This window comes from Granulicatella adiacens ATCC 49175 (assembly GCF_025150565.1).
Lineage (GTDB): Bacteria > Bacillota > Bacilli > Lactobacillales > Aerococcaceae > Granulicatella > Granulicatella adiacens.
Genome location: NZ_CP102283.1, coordinates 1471387 through 1491085, shown reverse-complemented (window position 1 = coordinate 1491085; position 19699 = coordinate 1471387). Strand labels below are relative to the sequence as shown.

The window sequence follows — 19699 nt, the reverse complement described above, 5'->3', positions numbered from 1 at the left end:
ATGAGAAAATTTGCAAACTTTTTATGGATTGATAAAGAAGGAGAAAACTACACGATTCGTATGACTCCAGAACTTCAAGATGATGTCGGTACGATTGGTTTCGTTCAATTTAACATGGATGACCAATTAGAAGCTGAAGACGAAATCTTAAGCTTAGAAGCAAGTAAAACAGTGATGTCGATTGTGACTCCACTGGCAGGGAAAGTCGTTGCTAGAAACTTAGCAGCAACTGAAGATCCTAAATTATTAAACTCTGAAAAACCAGAAGAACACTGGTTAGTAACATTGACGGATGTTGATGAAGCAGCATTCTTGGCATTAGAAGATGAATAATCATACAGAAGAGCAGTTGCTCAAACAAATGATTGAGCTTTTGGCGCAGGAAGCAGGAGAATCCCCTGAAGTTGAAGGGAAAACGGTAGAAGAGTTGAAGGAGAAATGGCGTGGGCTTGTGAATATCAGACAACCAAAAGTTGCCCCGGCAGAATATGTCACTTTGGAAAACGAGTATTTAAAAGAGTACCATGCTCCTAGAGTGCAGACTTTAGCAGATTGCATATCAACAGCAAATGACCAAATCAAACTCTATTATGGTGATTTATGTGAACTGAAAGTCGATGCGATTGTGAACGCGGCGAATAGTGAGATGCTAGGATGTTTTATTCCAAACCACCGCTGTATCGATAATGCTATTCACACTTTTTCAGGCATTGAACTTCGAACCTTTTGCCATCATTTAATGAAAAAGCAAGGGAAGAAGGAACCTGTTGGAAAAGCAAAAATTACGCCAGCATTCAACTTACCTTCAAAGTACATTATTCATACGGTAGGGCCATTTTTGTCTCCAGGGCAAAAAGTAACGCCACTACGTGAACAATTACTTGCTAGTTGCTACAAAAGTTGTCTGGAAGCAGCTAGAGAAGCAGGTCTAACCTCGATTGCTTTTTGCGGAATTTCAACAGGAGAGTTTGGATTTCCAAAAGAACCTGCAGCGCTTATTGCGGAGGATACCGTTAACAAGTGGTTACAGGACACGGCTTCAACTATAACCGTTGTCTTTTCGACTTATACCAAGGAAGATCAATCAATTTATCAGAAATTATTATCAGGAGAACAGTAGAATGACGAAATGGAATGCATTACAAAAAGAAAGAACGACTGAAGCTAGTCTACTGGCGGATTTATTCCAGGAAGCAGATGCCATCGTGGTTGGTATCGGAGCTGGGATGTCAGCGGCTGATGGGTTCACCTACATTGGCAGTCGATTCGAAGACGCCTTTCCTGATTTTATTGAAAAGTATCAATTTTTAGATATGTTACAGGCGAGTCTATTTCATTTTCCGAGTTGGGAAGAGTATTGGGCGTTTCAAAGTCGTTTTATCGCGCTTAATTACTTGGACCAACCTGTGGGACAATCCTACGTGGAACTATTAGAAATGCTCAAAGCCAAGCCATACCACATTATCACAACGAATGCGGATAATGCGTTTTGGGTAGCAGGTTATGACAAAGAGAAGGTTTATCATATTCAAGGAGAGTATGGGCTGTTCCAGTGCAACCAGCATTGTCATGCAAAAACATATAGCGATGATGCCTTAGTTCGCAAGATGATTGCCGAGCAAAAAGATATGAAGGTTCCTTATGAACTAATTCCATTCTGTCCAGAATGTGGAGCTCCTCTTGAAATTAATAAGCGTAACGCTGAAAAAGGGATGGTCGAGTCAGCAGATTTCTTTGCGCAAAAGGCACGCTATGATGCGTTCTTAGAAGAACATAAAAATGATAAGGTTCTCTTCTTAGAAATCGGAGTAGGTTTCACAACGCCGCAATTTATCAAGAACCCTTTCCAAAAATGCGTGCAATCTAATCCAAATACGCTGTTTGTGAGTATGAATCATAAGCATTACCGCATCCCACTGGCGCTAAGAGAGCAAACCGTACAATTGTCAGAAAACATCGCCCCATTAATTCATGGGACCTATCAAGAGCTTAAAGGAGAATAAACGATGTATTTAATCGAACCAATCCGTGATGGAAAATATGTAAAAGATGGTGCAGTTGCGCTTGCGATGCAAGTATATGTGCAAAGTAATGTCTTCTTAGATGATGACATCTTGTTCCCATATTACTGCGACCCTAAAGTTGAAATTGGAAAATTCCAAAATACCGTTGCTGAAGTAAACGAGGAATATTTAAAAGAAAACAATATTCTTGTTGTTCGTCGTGACACAGGCGGTGGTGCCGTATATGTGGATTCTGGTGCAGTGAATGTATGCTATTTAATTCAAGATAATGGAATTTTTGGCGACTTCAAGAGAACATATGAACCAGCGATCAAAGCTTTACATGAACTTGGTGCAACAGCTGTCGAACAAACTGGTCGTAACGACTTAACGATTGAAGGTAAAAAAGTATCCGGTGCTGCGATGACGATTAGTAATGGTCGTGTATATGGTGGATTCTCACTCTTATTAGATGTAGACTATGATGCGATGGAAAAAGTCTTGAATCCAAACAAAAAGAAATTACAATCCAAAGGAATCCAATCAGTCCGTGCGCGAGTGGGAAGTATTCGTCCGTATCTTGCTCCAGAATATCAGAATGTGACGGTAGATGAGTTCAAAAACTTAATCACTTGTAAGATTTTAGGAATTAATTCGATTGATGAAGCGAAACGTTATGTATTAACCGAGGAAGATTGGAAAGCAATCGATGAACTCACAGCTTCTAAGTATAAAAACTGGGAATGGAATTATGGCCAATCTCCTCAATATAGTGATTACCGTGATGGCCGTTTTGCATGCGGAACGATTCAATGCTACCTAGAAGTAGAACAAGGGCGAATTTCAAATTGCCGTATTTACGGAGATTTCTTCGCTAAAGGAAATGTTCAAGAAGTCGAAGAAAAACTAAAAGGCGTTCGTATGGTGAAAGAGGACTTAGTAGAAGTCTTAAGTGCCATCGATTTAAGAAACTACTTTGGCGCAGTCACTGCAGAAGAATTTGCTGGACTCGTTTTAGGAGAATAAAAATAGAGTGATACCGTATAAGGTATCACTCGATAAATTTAGAAAAGGATGAAGCGTTGTGCTTCATCCTTTTTGCATGATTAGTCTAATTCTTCTTTTGCTGGAATGCTGTGTGCTAGACGGCTTGCTGCAGCGGCTGCAATAGCTCCTACTAAGTCGTCTAAGAAGATGTTTACTTTACCAGTTGATTTGTCATCTAAGTTTTTAAGAATTCCTGGTTTTACTTTGTCGATATAACCGTAGTTTGTAAATCCAATAGAACCATATACGTTAACGATTGATAATGCTAAGATTTCATCGACTCCATATAGAGGTTCATCTTCAGATAAGATATCGTTTAATAATGGATGTAATTTCTTTTCCTCAGCAAGTTTATCCATTTCAATTCCGGTAATGACAGCATTTTGTACTTCACGTTTCTTTAAAACGCTGTGAACATTACTTAGGCATTCTTCCTTTGTCAAACCTGGAACATATTTTTCTTGTAAGAAATAAACTAAATCAGCAATTTGATCTACGTCTACACCACGTTCAGATAACAATTCTAAAGAACGTTCGTGTAATTCTTTTGGGCTTTTCATAAAAATCCTCCTTTTTATTAATTATGAAACCCTTTTAAAAAGAGTAGCTTTTTATTTTAACACAAAAAAGAAAAACGCCCAAGTGAATTGAGCGTTTTTTTGAAATTTTGTAAACGGTTAGAACATGGATGAACTGTGAATCGTGCTTGGTCGACTATTTGGGTTCACATACGTCATTGCAGCATTAATGGCAATAGGTGCTTCACCAAATCCAGTAGCAATGATTTTTACTTTGCCGTCATATGTTGCGATATCTCCAACCGCAAAGACACCAGGAAGTGTGGTTTCCATTTGGCTATTTGTCATAATACAATTTCTTAGAACTTCAAATCCCCAGTTTTTCATGCCCCCGATAGAAGAAGAGAAGCCGTAGTTCACAATGAAATCGTCAACAGGAATTTCAATTTGATCTTCGCCTTTAGCGTGTTTTAGTACAACGGATTGAATTTTCTCACCATTTCCGATTATTTGCTCAGGAAGATAAGGGGTTAAGATTTCAACGCTTGATTCTTCTAGTTGTTTTACGCTATGTTCTTGAGCTCGAAACTGCGGACGACGATGAATGATAGAAACCTTTTTTGCGATGGGTTCTAAGGCAAGCGCCCAGTCTACAGCAGAGTCACCGCCCCCACAGATAGCGACAGTATGGTCTCTAAAGCGTTCTAGGTTATTGACAAAATAATGTAAATTTTTACCTTCGTAATGTGAAGCTTCATCAATTTCTAGTTTTCTTGGTCGAAAAGCTCCATTTCCGCAGGCAATAATCACCGTTTTTGCTAAATGGGTTTGTTTTGAAGTAATCACTTCATATCCAAACTCAGTTTTGTTTAATTCTAAAGCTTCTTCTTCTAAACAGTACTGAGTGCTTGGGAATCTTTCTAATTGTGCTAATAAGTTTTCAATTAATGTTCCTGCTTGGATTTCAGGAAAAGCAGGGATGTCGTAGATTTTCTTTTCAGGATATAACATCCATGGTTGACCGCCTAATTCTGGTAAACTCTCTATAATTTTAACAGAAGCTTGGCGTAGACCAGCGTAAAAAGCGGTGAAAAGCCCGACAGGCCCACCGCCGATAATAATAATATCAACAATCTCTTGAGTCACTTTGTACCTCCGATTAATAGAACATTCTTAAAATAAAGGCCATTATAATTCCTGTTAATACCCCGGCAAAGACCTCTACTGGTTTGTGACCTAAATACTTTTTAATGATTAATTTTTTATTTTCTTCCGTATCGAAAATATTGATGGGATCATCTTCCGATTCGATTTCAACATGCTTTAGTGCACTAGATTCTTCTCGTAATTGTTCTTCATATAATTTTTGCAATAAAATCCCTTGTTCACCGCTTTGTCGTCTTACCGCCATTGCATCGAACATCACGATTAAGCCAAAAGTAGTGGCAATAGCTACTAAAGGAGAAGTGAATCCATATTCGATAATTAGAGCAGTAATCAAAGAGCTAACTGCTGCAGAATGAGAGCTAGGCATTCCACCAGTACTCGTTACTAAAGAAACATGAGCATCTGGTTTCTTTGAAAAATAGGCAATAGGAAATTTAACAAATTGTGCAAACAGAATCGAACAAATAGAAGCGACTAATGGATAATTCTGAAATATTGTCATTCAACTACACTCTTTCTTTTTTTATACTAATCTACTATACCATGAATTCATCAAAATCACTAAAGAAAATTTATAGAATGAAATGATTTTTTTCTTAAGTTTTGTAGAAAGGCTAAATTGCACCTGTTTGGCTTTTGTGGTTTAATAGAAGAGGTTAGATGAGCAATTCATCATTAAGAAGTAAAAGGAGATGGAAGAATGAGTCAATTTCCACAACTAAATGAATTAAATACAAGTAATCCACTTGTAACGGTGCATACAAATCATGGAGATTTCAAATTGGAATTATTCCCTGAAATTGCACCTAAAACAGTAGAAAACTTTGTGACACACGCTAAAAATGGTTATTATAACGGAGTGATTTTCCACCGTGTTATTGAAGATTTCATGATTCAAGGCGGAGACCCAACTGGTACAGGGATGGGTGGTGAGTCGATTTATGGCCGTACTTTTGAGGATGAATTTTCAAGAGAAGCGTTTAACTTATATGGAGCCCTTTCAATGGCGAATGCGGGTCCAAATACAAATGGGTCACAATTTTTCATCGTTACAGCAAAACAAGTACCCGCTCAAATGTTAAAACAATTAAAAGATGGCGGCTGGCCTGAAGAAATCGTTGAAGAATATGCTAAAATTGGTGGTACACCATGGTTAGATCATCGTCATACTGTATTTGGACGCGTTGTTGAAGGAATGGACGTTGTTCTTGAAATCGAAGGCGTTAAAAGAAATGGACAAGATCGTCCACTTGAAGATGTAGTGATTGAATCCATGGAAGTAAACGCGTAGGGAGGTCCTATGAGTAAAACTTTTAGAATTGGTGACATCGTTACTGCAAAAGTAACAGGTGTACAAAATTACGGAGTTTTCTTAGAGCTAGACGAAGATACGCAAGGATTGATTCATATTTCTGAGTGTAAGCATGGATATATGGATAATGTGCATGCTTTTGTGAAAGTAGGACAGGAAGTGACAGCGAAAGTTATTGACGTCGATGAATTCTCAAATAAGATTAGTTTATCGATTCGAGCACTTGAAAAATTAGATGTACCGGACTTTCCACAGCGTATTAAGAAGAATCGCAAACGTTACACTCCATCGATTGGTTTTTCTAGCTTAGCAAAGAAACTACCAATATGGATTGAAGAAGCTCAAGAAAAATTTGTAAAAGATAAAAATAAGAGTTAATAGATTCGCTTTTTAAACAATCTGTTTGACGAATATTAAAAATTTTAAGGAGGTATTCAAATGGGACATATTTCATTTGATTATTCAAAAGCATTAGGTTTCTTTAATCAAGAAGAAATCGATCACTTGCAATCTACTGTGACTGCATTAGATAAAGATTTGAGAGAAGGGTTAGGAGCAGGAAACGACTTTACAGGTTGGATTAACTTACCTCGCGACTATGACAAAGAAGAATTTGCTCGTATTAAAGCAGCTGCTAAAAAGATTCAAGAAGAATCTGAAGTATTAGTGGTAATCGGTATCGGTGGTTCATACTTAGGAGCGCGTGCAGCGATTGATTTCCTAAACCACGCTTTCTATAACTACTTACCAAGCGACAAACGTAAAACTCCTCAAGTGTTATTTGCAGGAAACAGCATTAGCTCAACTTACTTACAAGGCTTAATTGACTTAATCGGAGACCGTGATTTCTCTGTAAACGTAATTTCTAAATCTGGTACAACAACAGAACCAGCGATTGCTTTCCGTGTATTTAAAGATTTATTAATTAAAAAATATGGTAAAGAAGAAGCTGTAAATCGTATTTACGCTACAACTGACCGTGCTCGTGGAGCATTAAAATCTGAAGCAGATGTGGAAGGATACCAAACATTTGTAATTCCTGATGATGTCGGTGGACGTTTCACAGTGTTAACAGCAGTAGGCTTACTTCCAATCGCAGTAACGGGTGCAGATGTAGATGAATTAATGCAAGGGGCTGAAGATGCACGTGTGGCATACAGCTCACCAAACTTAAAAGAAAACGAAGCTTACCAATACGCTGTAGCACGTAATGTGTTATACCGTAAAGGAAAAGTGACAGAGTTACTCATTAACTACGAACCAACATTACAATACTTCTCTGAATGGTGGAAACAATTATTTGGTGAATCAGAAGGGAAAGACTTCAAAGGAATTTATCCTTCAAGCGCAAACTTCTCAACGGATTTACACTCGCTAGGACAATACATCCAAGAAGGTCGTCGTAACATCTTCGAAACAGTTATCAAAGTGGGTAAACCAAATGAAGAAGTAACAATTCCTGAAACAGAAGAAGATTTAGATGGATTAGGATACTTACAAGGTAAAACAATGGACTTTGTAAATACAAAAGCTTTCCAAGGAACATTACTTGCTCATACAGATGGTCAAGTTCCAAACTTTGTAGTGAACATTCCTGATATGTCAGCTTACACATTAGGACACTTAATCTACTTCTTCGAAATCGCAGTAGGTCTTTCAGGTTACTTAAATGGTGTTAATCCATTTGACCAACCAGGGGTAGAAGCATACAAGAAAAACATGTTTGCTTTACTTGTAAAACCAGGATTCGAAGACTTAGCAAAAGAATTAAACGAACGTCTATAATCGACTTACCGCATTCTCATATTGAGGGTGCGGTATTTTTGTATGTTTTTGGGTGATGGATGTAAAAAGAACTTGCGACAATATCGGTTTTGAACTAACATAGGTCTTACAAGAAGTGTTGGAGGAAAAAGATGAGAGTTATTGGATTAACAGGCGGGATTGCTAGTGGCAAATCAACCATTTCGAATATATTCAAGAACGCGGGCATTCCGATTATCGATGCAGATGTCGTTGCAAGAAAAGTTGTTGAAAAAAATTCAGTAGGACTGACGTCTCTTACAAAACGATTCGGGAACTCTATTTTACTAGACGATGGTTCATTAGATAGAACGCAATTAGGCAGAAAAATGTTTAGTGATGCTTCTGTTTTGAAGGAGGTCAACGACTTGCTTCAACCTCTGATTAGAACGGAAATTGAACTTCAAATACAAGAGGCGAAAAAACAAAACCACCCTCTCATTATTCTAGATATCCCGCTATTATTTGAGATGCATTATGAGACTCTCTGTGATGAAATAATCGTAGTGGTTGTTTCGGTGGAAACTCAGATTCAGCGCCTAAAAAATCGCAATGGATTAACTAAAGAGGAAGCTCTAAAGAGAATCGCCTCTCAAATGTCTTTAGAAGAAAAAGTTAAAAAGGCGGATATCGTTTGGACTAATGAAGGGTCTATTGAAGAATTAGAAGCTAGAGTTCATCAGTGGCTACTCGAAAATTTCCGAAAAAAATGATATAATTAATCGAATAAGCACAAAAAGGAGAGGTGTTTTTTATGCAATGTCCAAAATGTAAAAATAATGGTTCTCGTGTAGTAGATAGTCGTCCGGCAGATGATGGACGTTCGATTCGTAGAAGAAGAGAGTGTGAAGAATGTGGCTACCGCTTTACGACTTTTGAACGTTTAGAAAAAGCACCATTACTCGTCATCAAAAGAAATGGCAATCGTGAAGAATTTAGTCGTGAAAAATTATTAAATGGATTAGTTCGTTCAGCTGAAAAACGTCCTGTATCATTGGGACAGTTAGAAACCATTGTCAATGAAATTGAGCGTTCGATTAACCAAGAAGGGGAAAATGAAGTATCCAGCACTTTAATTGGAGAAATGGTCATGGATCATTTATCTAAAATTGACGATATTGCTTATATTCGTTTTGCCAGTGTGTATCGTCAGTTTACAGACCGAAAAATGTTCTTAAAAGAATTAGAACGCATGTCTTTTGAAATGGACAATAAAGATTAAAGAAAGGAATTGAAGGAATGCAGTCAAAAGAATTTCCGTGGTCCAAATATAAACCAATGGACGGAATTTTGGTGATTCAACCGGTTTGGATTACTGAAAGAGAAATACAATTTTTAATGCAATTATATGCTCCGTTTATTGGAAAAGAAGCCACACTTTTGTATGCTACTTTATACGGTGAATTATCTCCATCTGCCTATCAGAGCGAAGTGTTCTCAATTTCTGAATTACTGTCCATGACAAATTTAGGAATGCCAGATTTTCATTTAGCAAAATCTAGACTTGAAGGAATAGGGTTGTTGAAGACCTATCATAAGGAACCCACTGCTTCTCGTCCTCAAACCTATACAATGGAATTATTAGCGCCAACTTCACCACGTCTCTTTTTTAAAGATGCCCTTCTGTCCACTTTACTGTTGAATCAGGTGGGAAATCATCGGTTTGAAAAATTAAAACAGAGATTTTTAGCTGCTAACGTAGGAGATTTAGGAGATTCAACAAGCGCTCAATTTGAAGAAGTGTACCGACTTCCTTACAATATGGAGTCTTATACGAGAAATCTCTCTCAAGAAAAAAGAATGGTAATGGATGTAAAACAACAAACACCAATGGAATTTTCATCTGAGGTTGATTGGGAATTGATTGAAGGACTGTTGAAGACGGAATTTGTTGATTTGGATTCTTTGACGAAGGAAGTCAAAAGAATCGTTGATGTATTGCATAAAGCGTACGGATTTTCAGAGTCAGAAATCGCTCAATTCCTAGTGATTGCTTCAGATTTATCGACTAAAGTGATTGATGAAGAATTCTTACTGAAATTAGGTCAAGAAGCCGCCCAAAATAAGGTGAATCTAATGAGAGAGAAGAAAGATCATTCTGTCACAGAAGAAATGAAAGAAAAATCTGAAACGTCTGAAGAAGTCTCTTCTGTAGAAGATGACGCAATCGGGATATTAATTCAAGCAGCAAAAGAATTGTCCCCCATTGATTTTGTCTCCAGTATAAAGACGCAGAAAAAAGGGTATGTTTCCAAAGCAGAGAGACAATTAATTTTTGATCTTGTCTCTGTGAGTGGTCTGCCAAATGAAGTGTTGAATATTTTATTCCACTATACGCTAGTTCAGTTGGATCATGCGACGCTTGCAAGGAACTTTGTAGATGCGATTGCTAACGACTGGGCGACCAAAGGGATTCAAAGCGCTAAAGAGGCCATAGATGCTGTAAGGAACCGTGATTTACAAAGAGAGGTTAAGCGGAAACAGCAATTGCATAATGCAGGTAAGAATAACTACAGAAAAAATAGTGGTTATCAAGAGCAATTACCAGAGTGGGCGAAAGAGTCCAAGACGAAGGAAAAACAAACGCCTACACCAAGTAAGAGTCAACCAGAACAAGTTTCAAATCATTTGGCCAATCAAATTGCAAAATTAAAAACGAGTCAACAAAAAGAACAACAATAATGGAGGTGACCACAATGGAAGGTTTTAAAGGATTATTAAATCAAAGAGAGGCGGATCAAAAGATTCCTAATTTAAAAGCCATCGAAGAAAAAATTTATTCTGATGAAGATGTCAAATCTTTTTTAGAGCGTCATAAAAGTGAATTAGATCCGCAAGCCGTTCGTAAAGGAACCTCTGCGTTGTTAGAATTCATTATGGAAAGAGATGCCAGAAAAAATCATCAAGTTGTAAAGGCTCCAGGATTAGAACCATCACTTGAAGTGCATAATGGTTTTATTTTAGTAAATTATAGTCGGACAGAAGAAGCGATTCGCCAGGAAAGAGAACGCAAACGTAGAAAATTGATTCATTCGATTAATATGCCGAAAAATATCGCAGAAGCACGTTTTTCAGATACGGCGCTTACGCCAGAACGACAAGAGGTCATTGGGGAATTGTTGAAATTCATCGAAGGATATAAACCAGAGGATGCCGAATATCAAAAAGGTTTATACTTAGCAGGGCCTTTTGGAGTTGGAAAGACTTATATGATGGGGGCATTAGCGAATGAATTGTCTGAACATGGGATAGAGACGACTTTAGTCAATGTTCCAACTTATAGTTCAGAAATCAAACAGGCGATTGCGACAAATTCGGTTGAATCAAAACTAATGACGATTAAAAATACACCTATTTTAGTTCTAGATGATATTGGTGCTGAAATGAATAGTGCATGGTTTAGAGATGAAGTATTGATGGTGATTTTACAGCACCGTATGTTGCAAGAATTACCAACGTTCTTCACATCGAACTTCACGATTGAACAGTTAGAAGCGCATTTTGCTCATTCGAACAAAGGAGACCAAGAGCTTCTTAAAGCAAAACGTCTGATCGAACGTATTCGTTTCTTAGCAAAAGAATTTTTTGTAGATGGTATTAATCACAGAAATCCATCTTAATTAAAATGCTTGAAAATAAAATAGATTAGTGGTTAAATACTAATGAACTAAATAATTTGAAAATGATGAAAAAGACAAGAAACTATCTCTTGGTTACATTTTAGAGAAAAGTGGGTTGGTGCAACACTTTATCCGGAATAGTTTTACCACTTTTGAATCCTTGCTTGAAATCAGTAGAGTAAGGCGTATCGGAGCGTTAGTCCGTTTAAGATTTGTCAATGAGAGACAAATGAATTTGGGTGGAACCACGTAGAGAATGACGTCCCATAGTTTGCAGTAGCAGACTATGGGATTTTTTGTTTGGTTTAAATTTTTCAAAAGGAAAGAAGGAAGAAAATGTCAATGATTAAAATTACTTTTCCAGATGGTGCCGTTAAGGAGTTTCCAAAAGGAATTACAGTAAAAGAAGTTGCCGAAAGTATTAGTAAAAGTTTAGCGAAAAAAGCATTAGCAGGTAAAGTGAACGGAGAATTAGTAGACTTTGACCGTTCTATTGAAGAAGATGCTTCTATCGAAATCGTTACACCAGATCATGAAGATGCATTAGGAATCTTACGTCACTCAACAGCACACTTATTAGCGCACGCATTAACTCGTTTATACCCAGGAATTCACTTTGGGGTAGGACCAGCAATCGAAACAGGATTCTACTACGATACTGATATGCCAAATCAATTAACAGAAGATGCTCTTCCAGAAGTGGAAGCAGAAATGATGAAAATCGTTAAAGAAAACTACCCAATCGTTCGCCGTGAAGTAAGCCGTAAGGAAGCGCTAGAAATCTTCGCAAATGACCCTTATAAAGTAGAGTTAATTAATGGTTTACCTGAAGACGAAACAATCACTGTTTACCAACAAGAAGATTTCGTTGACTTATGTCGTGGTATCCACGTTCCTTCAACAGGACGTATCCAAGTCTTCAAATTATTATCACTTGCTGGAGCTTATTGGAGAGGTGACTCTAACAACAAGATGATGCAACGTGTTTACGGTACAGCATTCTTCGATAAAGCAGACTTAAAAGAATTCTTGAAGATGCGTGAAGAAGCCAAAGAACGTGATCACCGTAAACTAGGGAAAGAATTAGACTTATTTATGATTAGTCAAGAAGTTGGTTCAGGATTACCATTCTGGTTACCAAAAGGGGCTACAATCCGTCGTACAATCGAACGTTACATTGTGGATAAAGAAATTAGCCTTGGATACCAACACGTGTACACTCCAGTTATGGCTGATGTAGGTCTTTACAAAACTTCAGGGCACTGGGCTCACTATCAAGAAGATATGTTCCCACCAATGGATATGGGTGATGGCGAATTATTAGTATTACGCCCAATGAACTGTCCTCACCACATGATGGTTTACAAAAACCACATCCACAGCTACCGTGAATTACCAATTCGTATTGCTGAATTAGGAATGATGCACCGTTATGAAAAATCAGGTGCCCTATCTGGGTTACAACGTGTACGTGAAATGACTCTTAACGATGGACATACATTCGTTCGTCCAGACCAAATTAAAGACGAATTCAAACGTATCTTAGACTTAATCCGCGAAGTATATAGTGACTTCAACGTTAAAGACTACCGCTTCCGTTTAAGCTATCGTGATCCTGAAGATAAACATAAATACTTCGATGATGATGAAATGTGGAACAAAGCAGAAACAATGTTAAAAGAAGCAATGGATGAAATGGGATTAGAATACTTCGAAGCTATCGGCGAAGCAGCATTCTACGGTCCAAAATTAGATATTCAATTCCGTACAGCAATGGGATTAGAAGAAACAATGTCTACAATCCAATTAGACTTCCTATTGCCAGAACGCTTCGACTTAACCTATGTTGGGGAAGATGGAGATAACACTCACCGTCCAGTGGTAATCCATCGTGGGGTTGTTTCAACTGCAGAACGTTTCGTAGCTTACTTAATCGAAGAGTACAAAGGAGCATTCCCAACTTGGTTAGCTCCAGTTCAAGCAACAATCATTCCTGTAAGTGTAGAACATCATTATGATGCTGCACGTGAGTTGAAAGAAAAAATGGCTCGCTTAGGAATGCGTGTGGAACTTGATGACCGTAATGAAAAAATGGGGTACAAGATTCGTGCCTCTCAAACTCAAAAAATTCCTTATCAATTAGTAATTGGGGATAAAGAGGTTGAAGAAGGTACTGTAACGGTTCGTCGTTATGGTTCTAAAGAAACTAAATCAATGTCTATCGAAGCGTACTTAGAATACGTACAACGCGAGATTGCAAACTTCTCTCGTCCGCTTGAAGACTAATTTTTCAAAGGCTCGTAGCAATACGAGTCTTTTTTTGTGCTTAAGTATAAATATAAAATCAAAATGCGGTAAAAAAGACGAGTCTTGTGAGAAATTAGTTATCGCTAAAATTGGAGCGTCCGCGACCGGTTTTATAGACTACGCATGATTCTTCAGAACGAGTATTAAAATGTTATTCGTATATTTTATAAGGTGAACTATGCTTCTTAGACCGCCATAAATCAAAATGCGGTTAAAAAAGGACGAGTCTTACGAAAAATTAGTTATCGCTAAAATTGGAGCGTCCGTTGCTGCTTTTTTATGGAGCGCTCGCTGGGGTTTCTGAAACCGAAATAGTGGGATGGGATGTTTGACAAATTTAGGTTGCAAAGTTAAGATAAATGTATTGGTAGATCTCTCCGCGGATGGAGGGACTTTTTTTTATGCGTATATACAATTGATTGAGAAGGAGAGTTTTGATGGTAGTTGAAGAAAAACAAAATCCGTTGGGATATGAAAAAATTAGTACATTGGTTCGGAAAATGGCGATTCCTGCGATTGTCGCGAATGTGGTAAACGCCCTCTATAATATCGTTGACCAAATTTTTATCGGGCAAGGAGTAGGGTATTTAGGGAATGCGGCTACGAATATTGCCTTTCCAATTACGACTATCTGTATGGCGATTGGATTAATGGTAGGAATTGGTGCTGCCTCGAACTTTAACTTGGCGCTAGGACGAAAGGAAGATAAACATGCGCGTGAAGTGGCAGGAACTGCAGTTGTGTTACTTTTAACAGCTGGATTAATGATTATGAGCATTGTACTCTTGTTCTTGCAACCTTTACTGAATTTATTTGGTGCAACCGATCAAATTTTAGGGTATGCCAGTGAATATGCTGGTATTACAGCGCTGGGGATTCCATTCTTTATGTTTTCAATTGGCTTTAATCCACTCGTTCGTGCAGATGGTAGAGCAACATATTCGATGATGGCGATTATTATAGGAGCGTTACTGAATACAGTGTTAGATCCGTTATTTATCTTTGGATTTAATATGGGGATTGCTGGAGCTGCTTGGGCAACGGTAATCAGTCAAATCGTTTCTGCTCTTGTATTGGTGGCGTACATTCCAAGGTTTAGATCCGTCCATTTTGAGAGAGGAGATTTTAAATTATCATTTGAAGATGTAAAAGTCATTGCATCTCTTGGGTTAACCTCGTTCATCTTCCAAATTTCTGCGACCATCGTTCAAATCACATCGAACAACTTACTTCGTTCATACGGGGCACAATCAGTTTACGGTAGTGATATTCCGATTGCGGTTGGTGGTGTTGTAAGCAAAATCTTCGTTATTTTCATTGCAGTTGTGATTGGGTTAAATCAAGGAGCACAGCCGATTTTAGGATTTAACTATGGTGCAAAAAAATATTCACGTGTCCATGAAACGATGAACTTGCTATTAAAAGTCACTTTAATTTTATCGATAATACTATGGATATTATTCGAAGCTTTCCCACTCCAACTCATTCAAATGTTTGGAAGCGGGGACGCTCTTTATTATGAATTTGGCGTTCGATATGCGCGTGCTTACCTATTTTTCACTTTTATTAATGGGATAACCATTATTGTGACAACATTTTTCCCTGCAATCGGAAAAGCGAAATTAGGGGCAATTTTATCTCTCACACGTCAATTATTTGTTCTACTTCCAGTGATGCTTCTTCTTTCAACATTGTTTGGAGTGGATGGACTTATTTTTTCAGGACCTGTTTCAGATTTCGTTTCATTCATAATTTGTATCACAGTTTATCTCAATCAAATGCGCAAAATTCCAAAGGTGGACGAACTTTTGGTATAATGGTAAGAGGTAACGGAAGGGGTATGATTTATGGAATGGTCTAAATTACTATCAACAAAACGTATTTCTGGGAAAAAAGCGACTCACCGCAATGAGTTTGATGATGATTACAAACGGATTGTAACGAGTCCGGCTTTTAGACGTTTGCAAGATAAAACGCAGGTATTTCCTTTAGAAAGACTTGATTTTATCCATACGAGACTGACGCACTCATTAGAAGTTGCTATGGTGGCGAGGTCCTTGGCTAAAGAAATTGTGATTCTTTTACAGGAAGAAGTTAAAAAACAACCTGATAGCAGTCGTCAAGAAATGATTGATAGACAAGAAGATGTCTTGAAAATTGTTGAATGTGCGAGTTTAGTTCATGATTTAGGAAACCCTCCGTACGGACATTTTGGAGAAGATATTATCCGTCAATGGTTTAAGAAAAATCTTCCTAATATCTTGAGAGAACGAAGTGATGTTGCTGATGAGTTTTTATCAAGTCCATATGTAAATGATTTTTATCGTTTTGAAGGGAATGCTCAATCCCTACGCATTGTTTCGAAACTTCATGATTTTAAAGGAAAATTTGAAGGTTTGGATTTAACAGTGGCTACTTTAAATACGATTTTAAAATATACTTACCCATCTTCTTATAAAAAAACAAAGGAAATAACTTCTAAGAAAGTTGGGTATTTCTATTCAGAAGAACATGCGTTTAAAACAGTGACGGAAATTACGGGAACAGGCACTAATCGACATCCACTGACCTTTATTTTAGAAGCAGCAGATGACATTGCATATTTGGTTGCAGATATGGAAGATGCGATTGGAAAAGGCGTGATTTCTTTTAGAGATGTGCGAGAATTTCTACTAGCTAATTTGAGTAATGATGCATATAACGCACCACATTCCGTTCATACTCGTGAAATATTAACGACTATCGATGAAGAAGTTTTCAGTGTGAATCGTTTCTTTGTGGATTTACGAGATAAATTAATCGATGGAGCACGTCATAATTTTGTGAATCATTATGATGAAATTATGGAAGGAACGTTTAACCAAGATTTATTCAAAAATTCTTGGGCTGAAGATTTATATTTCATCCTTCGAAAACTTTCTGAAGAACAAATTTATGATCATAAAGGGATTTTGAGACTAGAAATTGCTGGCTATACGACGTTGACCTATTTATTAGATAGTTTCGTGCCTTCTTTAGTTGCGTATGACACGAATCGCCAATTAGACTATGTAGAATTGAAGAAGATTGGTATCATTTCTGAAAGTCAGAGACGCTCGTATCATTATTTTGCTAAAGGAAAGAGTGAAGTAGAAAAATTATACTTACGTCTTCTTTTAGCAACAGACTTTATATCAGGGATGACAGATAGTTATTCACATCGCCTCTATTTAGACATGGTTGGAATCTAAATCAGCAAAAAGACCATATATGATCTTTTTCGGCTCAATATAAAAAAAGAGTACCGCTAATGAAATTGCTTCATTAGCGGTTTTTGATTGCTTCCGTTAATTAAATGAGGGTCGTTTTTTCTCCACAGGGATACTAATTTCAACAAAGTTATCTGCATGGATAATATCAAGGCCATCAGGTTCCATATGGAACAAACGATGAACGACAAATTCAATTTCAACATCTTTAATGCGTCTTTTTTTATTTAAGATGACAATATCACGGTGAGTGGCAGCGTCAGCATAGAAAACAGTTGTTTGGCCAAGAGAGTATACTTTGATATAGAAAGCATCCGTGTTAGCTAACTGTTCATTGACAAGTTGAGAGTGAGAATTAGTAATATCGATAAGTTTCATTTCAGACACAGCCTCCTTTATTTATGTCGAATATTAATATTATTATACAGCGTTTTTAATATTATTTCATCTCTCTTTTTTTGAAAATTTAATTTTTTTGAAAAAGGATGAATAGCTTGCTCTCAGTAAGATGAAAGTGCTTTTAAAAAATATATTGAAATAGTTGTTAAAATCGAAAAAAAATGGTAACCTTATTAAATGAAAGGGTTGTATTTTTGAGGACTACATGCTCTCGAATGTACATTTCTTAAAACAAAATTTACTTTCAAAGGAGACTTTCAATATGGAAAAGAAAGAATATCATGTAATCGCAGAAACAGGAATCCACGCTCGCCCAGCAACTTTATTAGTTCAAACAGCAAGCAAATATAGTTCAGATATCCAATTAGAATACAAAGGAAAATCTGTTAACTTAAAATCAATCATGGGCGTTATGTCATTAGGTGTTGGCCAAGGTGCTGACGTAGTGATTACTGCTGAAGGTGCTGACGAAGCAGAAGCATTAGCAGGAATTGACGAAACAATGAAAAAAGAAGGATTAGCTGAATAATATGAAACCAACATTACAAGGGATTGCTGCTAGTGATGGTATCGCAATTGCCAAAGTATATACTTTGACTGAACCTGATTTAACAGTGACAAAAGTGACTGTAGAAGATTCAGAAAAAGAAGTTTCACGCTTGGATGATGCATTAGCAGCGTCAATCAAAGATGTCGAATTAATCAAGGAAACAGCTTTAAAAAACTTAGGTGAAGAAGAAGCACAAGTATTCGATGCTCACTTAATGGTTTTAAGCGATCCAGAATTAATTGGACAAGTAAAAGATAGCATTACATCTAACAAAGTTAATGCGGAATCTGCATTAAAAGAAGTAACAGATATGTTTATTTCTATTTTTGCAGGAATGGAAGATAACCCTTATATGCAAGAACGTGCTGCGGACATTCGTGACGTATCTAAACGTGTCTTAGCTCACCTTTTAGGCGTTAAAATTCCTAGCCCAGCAACTATCAAAGATGAAGTGATTATTGTAGCTGCCGATTTAACACCGAGTGATACAGCTCAATTAAATCGCCAATACGTTAAAGCTTTCGTTACTGATATTGGTGGACGTACTTCTCACTCAGCGATTATGGCTCGTTCTTTAGAAATTCCAGCAATCGTTGGTACTAAAGAAGTGACTTCAATTGCTAAAGACGGAGATATCATTATCGTTGATGGTTTATCAGGAGATGTATTCCTTAACCCATCTGAAGAAGTGATTGCTGAATACCGCGCTAAAGCTGAAGCATTTGCGGCTCAACAAGCTGAATGGGAAAAACTAAAAGACTCAAAAACTTACACTAAAGATGGCCATCAAGTTGAATTGGCTGCAAACATTGGTACACCAAAAGACCTAGAAGGTGTTGTAAACAATGGTGCAGAAGGTGTTGGTTTATACCGTACAGAATTCTTATACATGGATTCTCACGAAATGCCAACAGAAGAAGATCAATTTGAAGCTTACAAAGCTGTTTTAGAAGGAATGAATGGAAAACCTGTTGTCGTACGTACAATGGACATCGGTGGAGATAAAGAGTTACCATACTTACCATTACCACACGAAATGAACCCATTCTTAGGATATCGTGCAATTCGTATTTCATTAAATGAACCTGAAATGTTCCGTACACAATTACGTGCGTTATTACGCGCATCTGTATACGGTAAATTACGTATCATGTTCCCAATGATTGCGACATTAAATGATTTCCGTGGCGCTAAAGCATTATTAGAAGAAGAAAAAGCTAAATTAATCGCAGAAGGTGTTGCAGTCAGCGATGATATCCAAGTAGGTATCATGATTGAAATTCCTGCAGCGGCAGTTTTAGCTCACCAATTCGCGAAAGAAGTGGACTTCTTCAGTATCGGAACAAACGACTTAATCCAATACACAATGGCTGCTGACCGTATGAACGAACGCGTTTCATACTTATACCAACCATATAACCCATCAATCTTAACGTTAATCAAACACGTAATTGATTCAGCACACAAAGAAGGCAAATGGGCTGGAATGTGTGGGGAAATGGCTGGAGATCAAACAGCTGTGCCTCTATTAGTTGGTCTTGGATTAGATGAGTTCTCAATGTCTGCATCAAGTGTTCTAAAAACACGTAGCTTAATTTCTAAATTAACATTAAGCGATATGCAAGCATTAGCAGCTAAAGCGATTAACGAATGTGCAACTGTAGAAGAAGTTGAAGCATTGGTAGCAGAAGCTGTATCTAAAATCTAATAAATAGATAGCCTGAA

Annotated in this window: 20 protein-coding genes and 1 other annotated feature; of the genes, 16 read left to right on the top strand and 4 right to left on the bottom strand. The window is 37.4% G+C overall.

What is annotated here, in order from left to right; all coding sequences use genetic code 11:
* Genes NQ540_RS07305 through NQ540_RS07290 form a run of 4 tightly spaced genes read left to right on the top strand, consistent with a single transcriptional unit; the run spans nt 1 to nt 3029 of the window.
* Nucleotides 1-333 carry a glycine cleavage system H family protein gene (locus NQ540_RS07305; protein WP_039849108.1) on the top strand — a complete coding sequence of 111 codons (333 nt, stop codon included), beginning with the start codon at nt 1-3 and terminating at the stop codon, nt 331-333.
* A complete protein-coding gene (locus tag NQ540_RS07300) occupies nt 326-1120 on the top strand; it encodes a protein-ADP-ribose hydrolase (RefSeq protein ID WP_005606855.1) in 795 nt (264 codons plus the stop codon). Before NQ540_RS07305 ends, NQ540_RS07300 begins: the two co-directional genes overlap by 8 nt.
* Nucleotide 1121: 1 nt before the next feature.
* On the top strand, nt 1122-2003 hold the full coding sequence (locus tag NQ540_RS07295) for an SIR2 family NAD-dependent protein deacylase (RefSeq protein WP_005606854.1): 882 nt from the start codon (nt 1122-1124) through the stop codon (nt 2001-2003).
* A 3-nt stretch (nt 2004-2006) separates the two neighbouring features.
* A complete protein-coding gene (locus NQ540_RS07290; protein WP_005606852.1) occupies nt 2007-3029 on the top strand; it encodes a lipoate--protein ligase in 1023 nt (340 codons plus the stop codon).
* 80 nt (nt 3030-3109) lie between these two features.
* Here NQ540_RS07290 and NQ540_RS07285 read toward each other — a convergent pair whose 3' ends face one another.
* From NQ540_RS07285 to NQ540_RS07275, 3 genes are all read right to left on the bottom strand, one after another.
* Nucleotides 3110-3610 (bottom strand): phosphatidylglycerophosphatase A family protein, encoded by a 501-nt coding sequence (locus NQ540_RS07285; RefSeq protein ID WP_005606850.1) that lies wholly within the window; start codon nt 3608-3610, stop codon nt 3110-3112.
* Between the two features lie 117 nt (nt 3611-3727).
* A complete protein-coding gene (locus NQ540_RS07280; protein WP_005606848.1) occupies nt 3728-4714 on the bottom strand; it encodes an NAD(P)/FAD-dependent oxidoreductase in 987 nt (328 codons plus the stop codon).
* 13 nt (nt 4715-4727) lie between these two features.
* Complete coding sequence (locus tag NQ540_RS07275; protein ID WP_005606846.1) at nt 4728-5237, bottom strand: divergent PAP2 family protein; 510 nt, start codon at nt 5235-5237, stop codon at nt 4728-4730.
* Nucleotides 5238-5435: 198 nt separating this feature from the next.
* Here NQ540_RS07275 and NQ540_RS07270 point away from each other — a divergent pair, with 198 nt between their 5' ends.
* The 10 genes from NQ540_RS07270 (at nt 5436) to NQ540_RS07225 (ending at nt 17007) form a co-directional block, all read left to right on the top strand.
* A complete protein-coding gene (locus tag NQ540_RS07270) occupies nt 5436-6026 on the top strand; it encodes a peptidylprolyl isomerase (RefSeq protein WP_005606845.1) in 591 nt (196 codons plus the stop codon).
* A gap of 9 nt (nt 6027-6035) precedes the next feature.
* Nucleotides 6036-6425, top strand: a complete 390-nt coding sequence (locus NQ540_RS07265; RefSeq protein WP_005606843.1) for a CvfD/Ygs/GSP13 family RNA-binding post-transcriptional regulator — start codon at nt 6036-6038, stop codon at nt 6423-6425.
* A gap of 60 nt (nt 6426-6485) precedes the next feature.
* Entirely contained in the window at nt 6486-7832 is a 1347-nt protein-coding gene (locus NQ540_RS07260; RefSeq protein WP_005606841.1) for a glucose-6-phosphate isomerase, read from the top strand.
* A gap of 131 nt (nt 7833-7963) precedes the next feature.
* Nucleotides 7964-8563: a dephospho-CoA kinase gene (coaE, locus tag NQ540_RS07255; RefSeq protein ID WP_005606840.1), complete on the top strand. Its 600-nt coding sequence runs from the start codon at nt 7964-7966 to the stop codon at nt 8561-8563.
* A gap of 41 nt (nt 8564-8604) precedes the next feature.
* Entirely contained in the window at nt 8605-9072 is a 468-nt protein-coding gene (gene nrdR, locus NQ540_RS07250; RefSeq protein WP_005606839.1) for a transcriptional regulator NrdR, read from the top strand.
* A gap of 17 nt (nt 9073-9089) precedes the next feature.
* A complete protein-coding gene (locus tag NQ540_RS07245; protein ID WP_005606837.1) occupies nt 9090-10532 on the top strand; it encodes a DnaD domain protein in 1443 nt (480 codons plus the stop codon).
* A gap of 14 nt (nt 10533-10546) precedes the next feature.
* Entirely contained in the window at nt 10547-11470 is a 924-nt protein-coding gene (gene dnaI, locus NQ540_RS07240; RefSeq protein ID WP_050755099.1) for a primosomal protein DnaI, read from the top strand.
* 56 nt (nt 11471-11526) lie between these two features.
* Nucleotides 11527-11740 (top strand) — a binding site (T-box leader).
* Between the two features lie 72 nt (nt 11741-11812).
* Nucleotides 11813-13756: a threonine--tRNA ligase gene (gene thrS, locus NQ540_RS07235; protein WP_005606834.1), complete on the top strand. Its 1944-nt coding sequence runs from the start codon at nt 11813-11815 to the stop codon at nt 13754-13756.
* Between the two features lie 458 nt (nt 13757-14214).
* A complete protein-coding gene (locus tag NQ540_RS07230; protein ID WP_005606831.1) occupies nt 14215-15594 on the top strand; it encodes an MATE family efflux transporter in 1380 nt (459 codons plus the stop codon).
* A 30-nt stretch (nt 15595-15624) separates the two neighbouring features.
* Entirely contained in the window at nt 15625-17007 is a 1383-nt protein-coding gene (locus NQ540_RS07225) for a deoxyguanosinetriphosphate triphosphohydrolase (RefSeq protein WP_005606829.1), read from the top strand.
* Between the two features lie 96 nt (nt 17008-17103).
* On the opposite strand, the gene NQ540_RS07220 is transcribed toward NQ540_RS07225, so the two are convergent.
* On the bottom strand, nt 17104-17403 hold the full coding sequence (locus tag NQ540_RS07220) for a DUF1827 family protein (RefSeq protein ID WP_005606827.1): 300 nt from the start codon (nt 17401-17403) through the stop codon (nt 17104-17106).
* Between the two features lie 283 nt (nt 17404-17686).
* Between NQ540_RS07220 and NQ540_RS07215 the strand changes: the two genes are divergently transcribed.
* Both NQ540_RS07215 and ptsP read left to right on the top strand, forming a co-directional pair.
* Entirely contained in the window at nt 17687-17953 is a 267-nt protein-coding gene (locus NQ540_RS07215; protein WP_039849104.1) for a phosphocarrier protein HPr, read from the top strand.
* Nucleotide 17954: 1 nt separating this feature from the next.
* On the top strand, nt 17955-19682 hold the full coding sequence (gene ptsP, locus NQ540_RS07210; RefSeq protein ID WP_005606823.1) for a phosphoenolpyruvate--protein phosphotransferase: 1728 nt from the start codon (nt 17955-17957) through the stop codon (nt 19680-19682).
* Nucleotides 19683-19699: the final 17 nt, after the last annotated feature.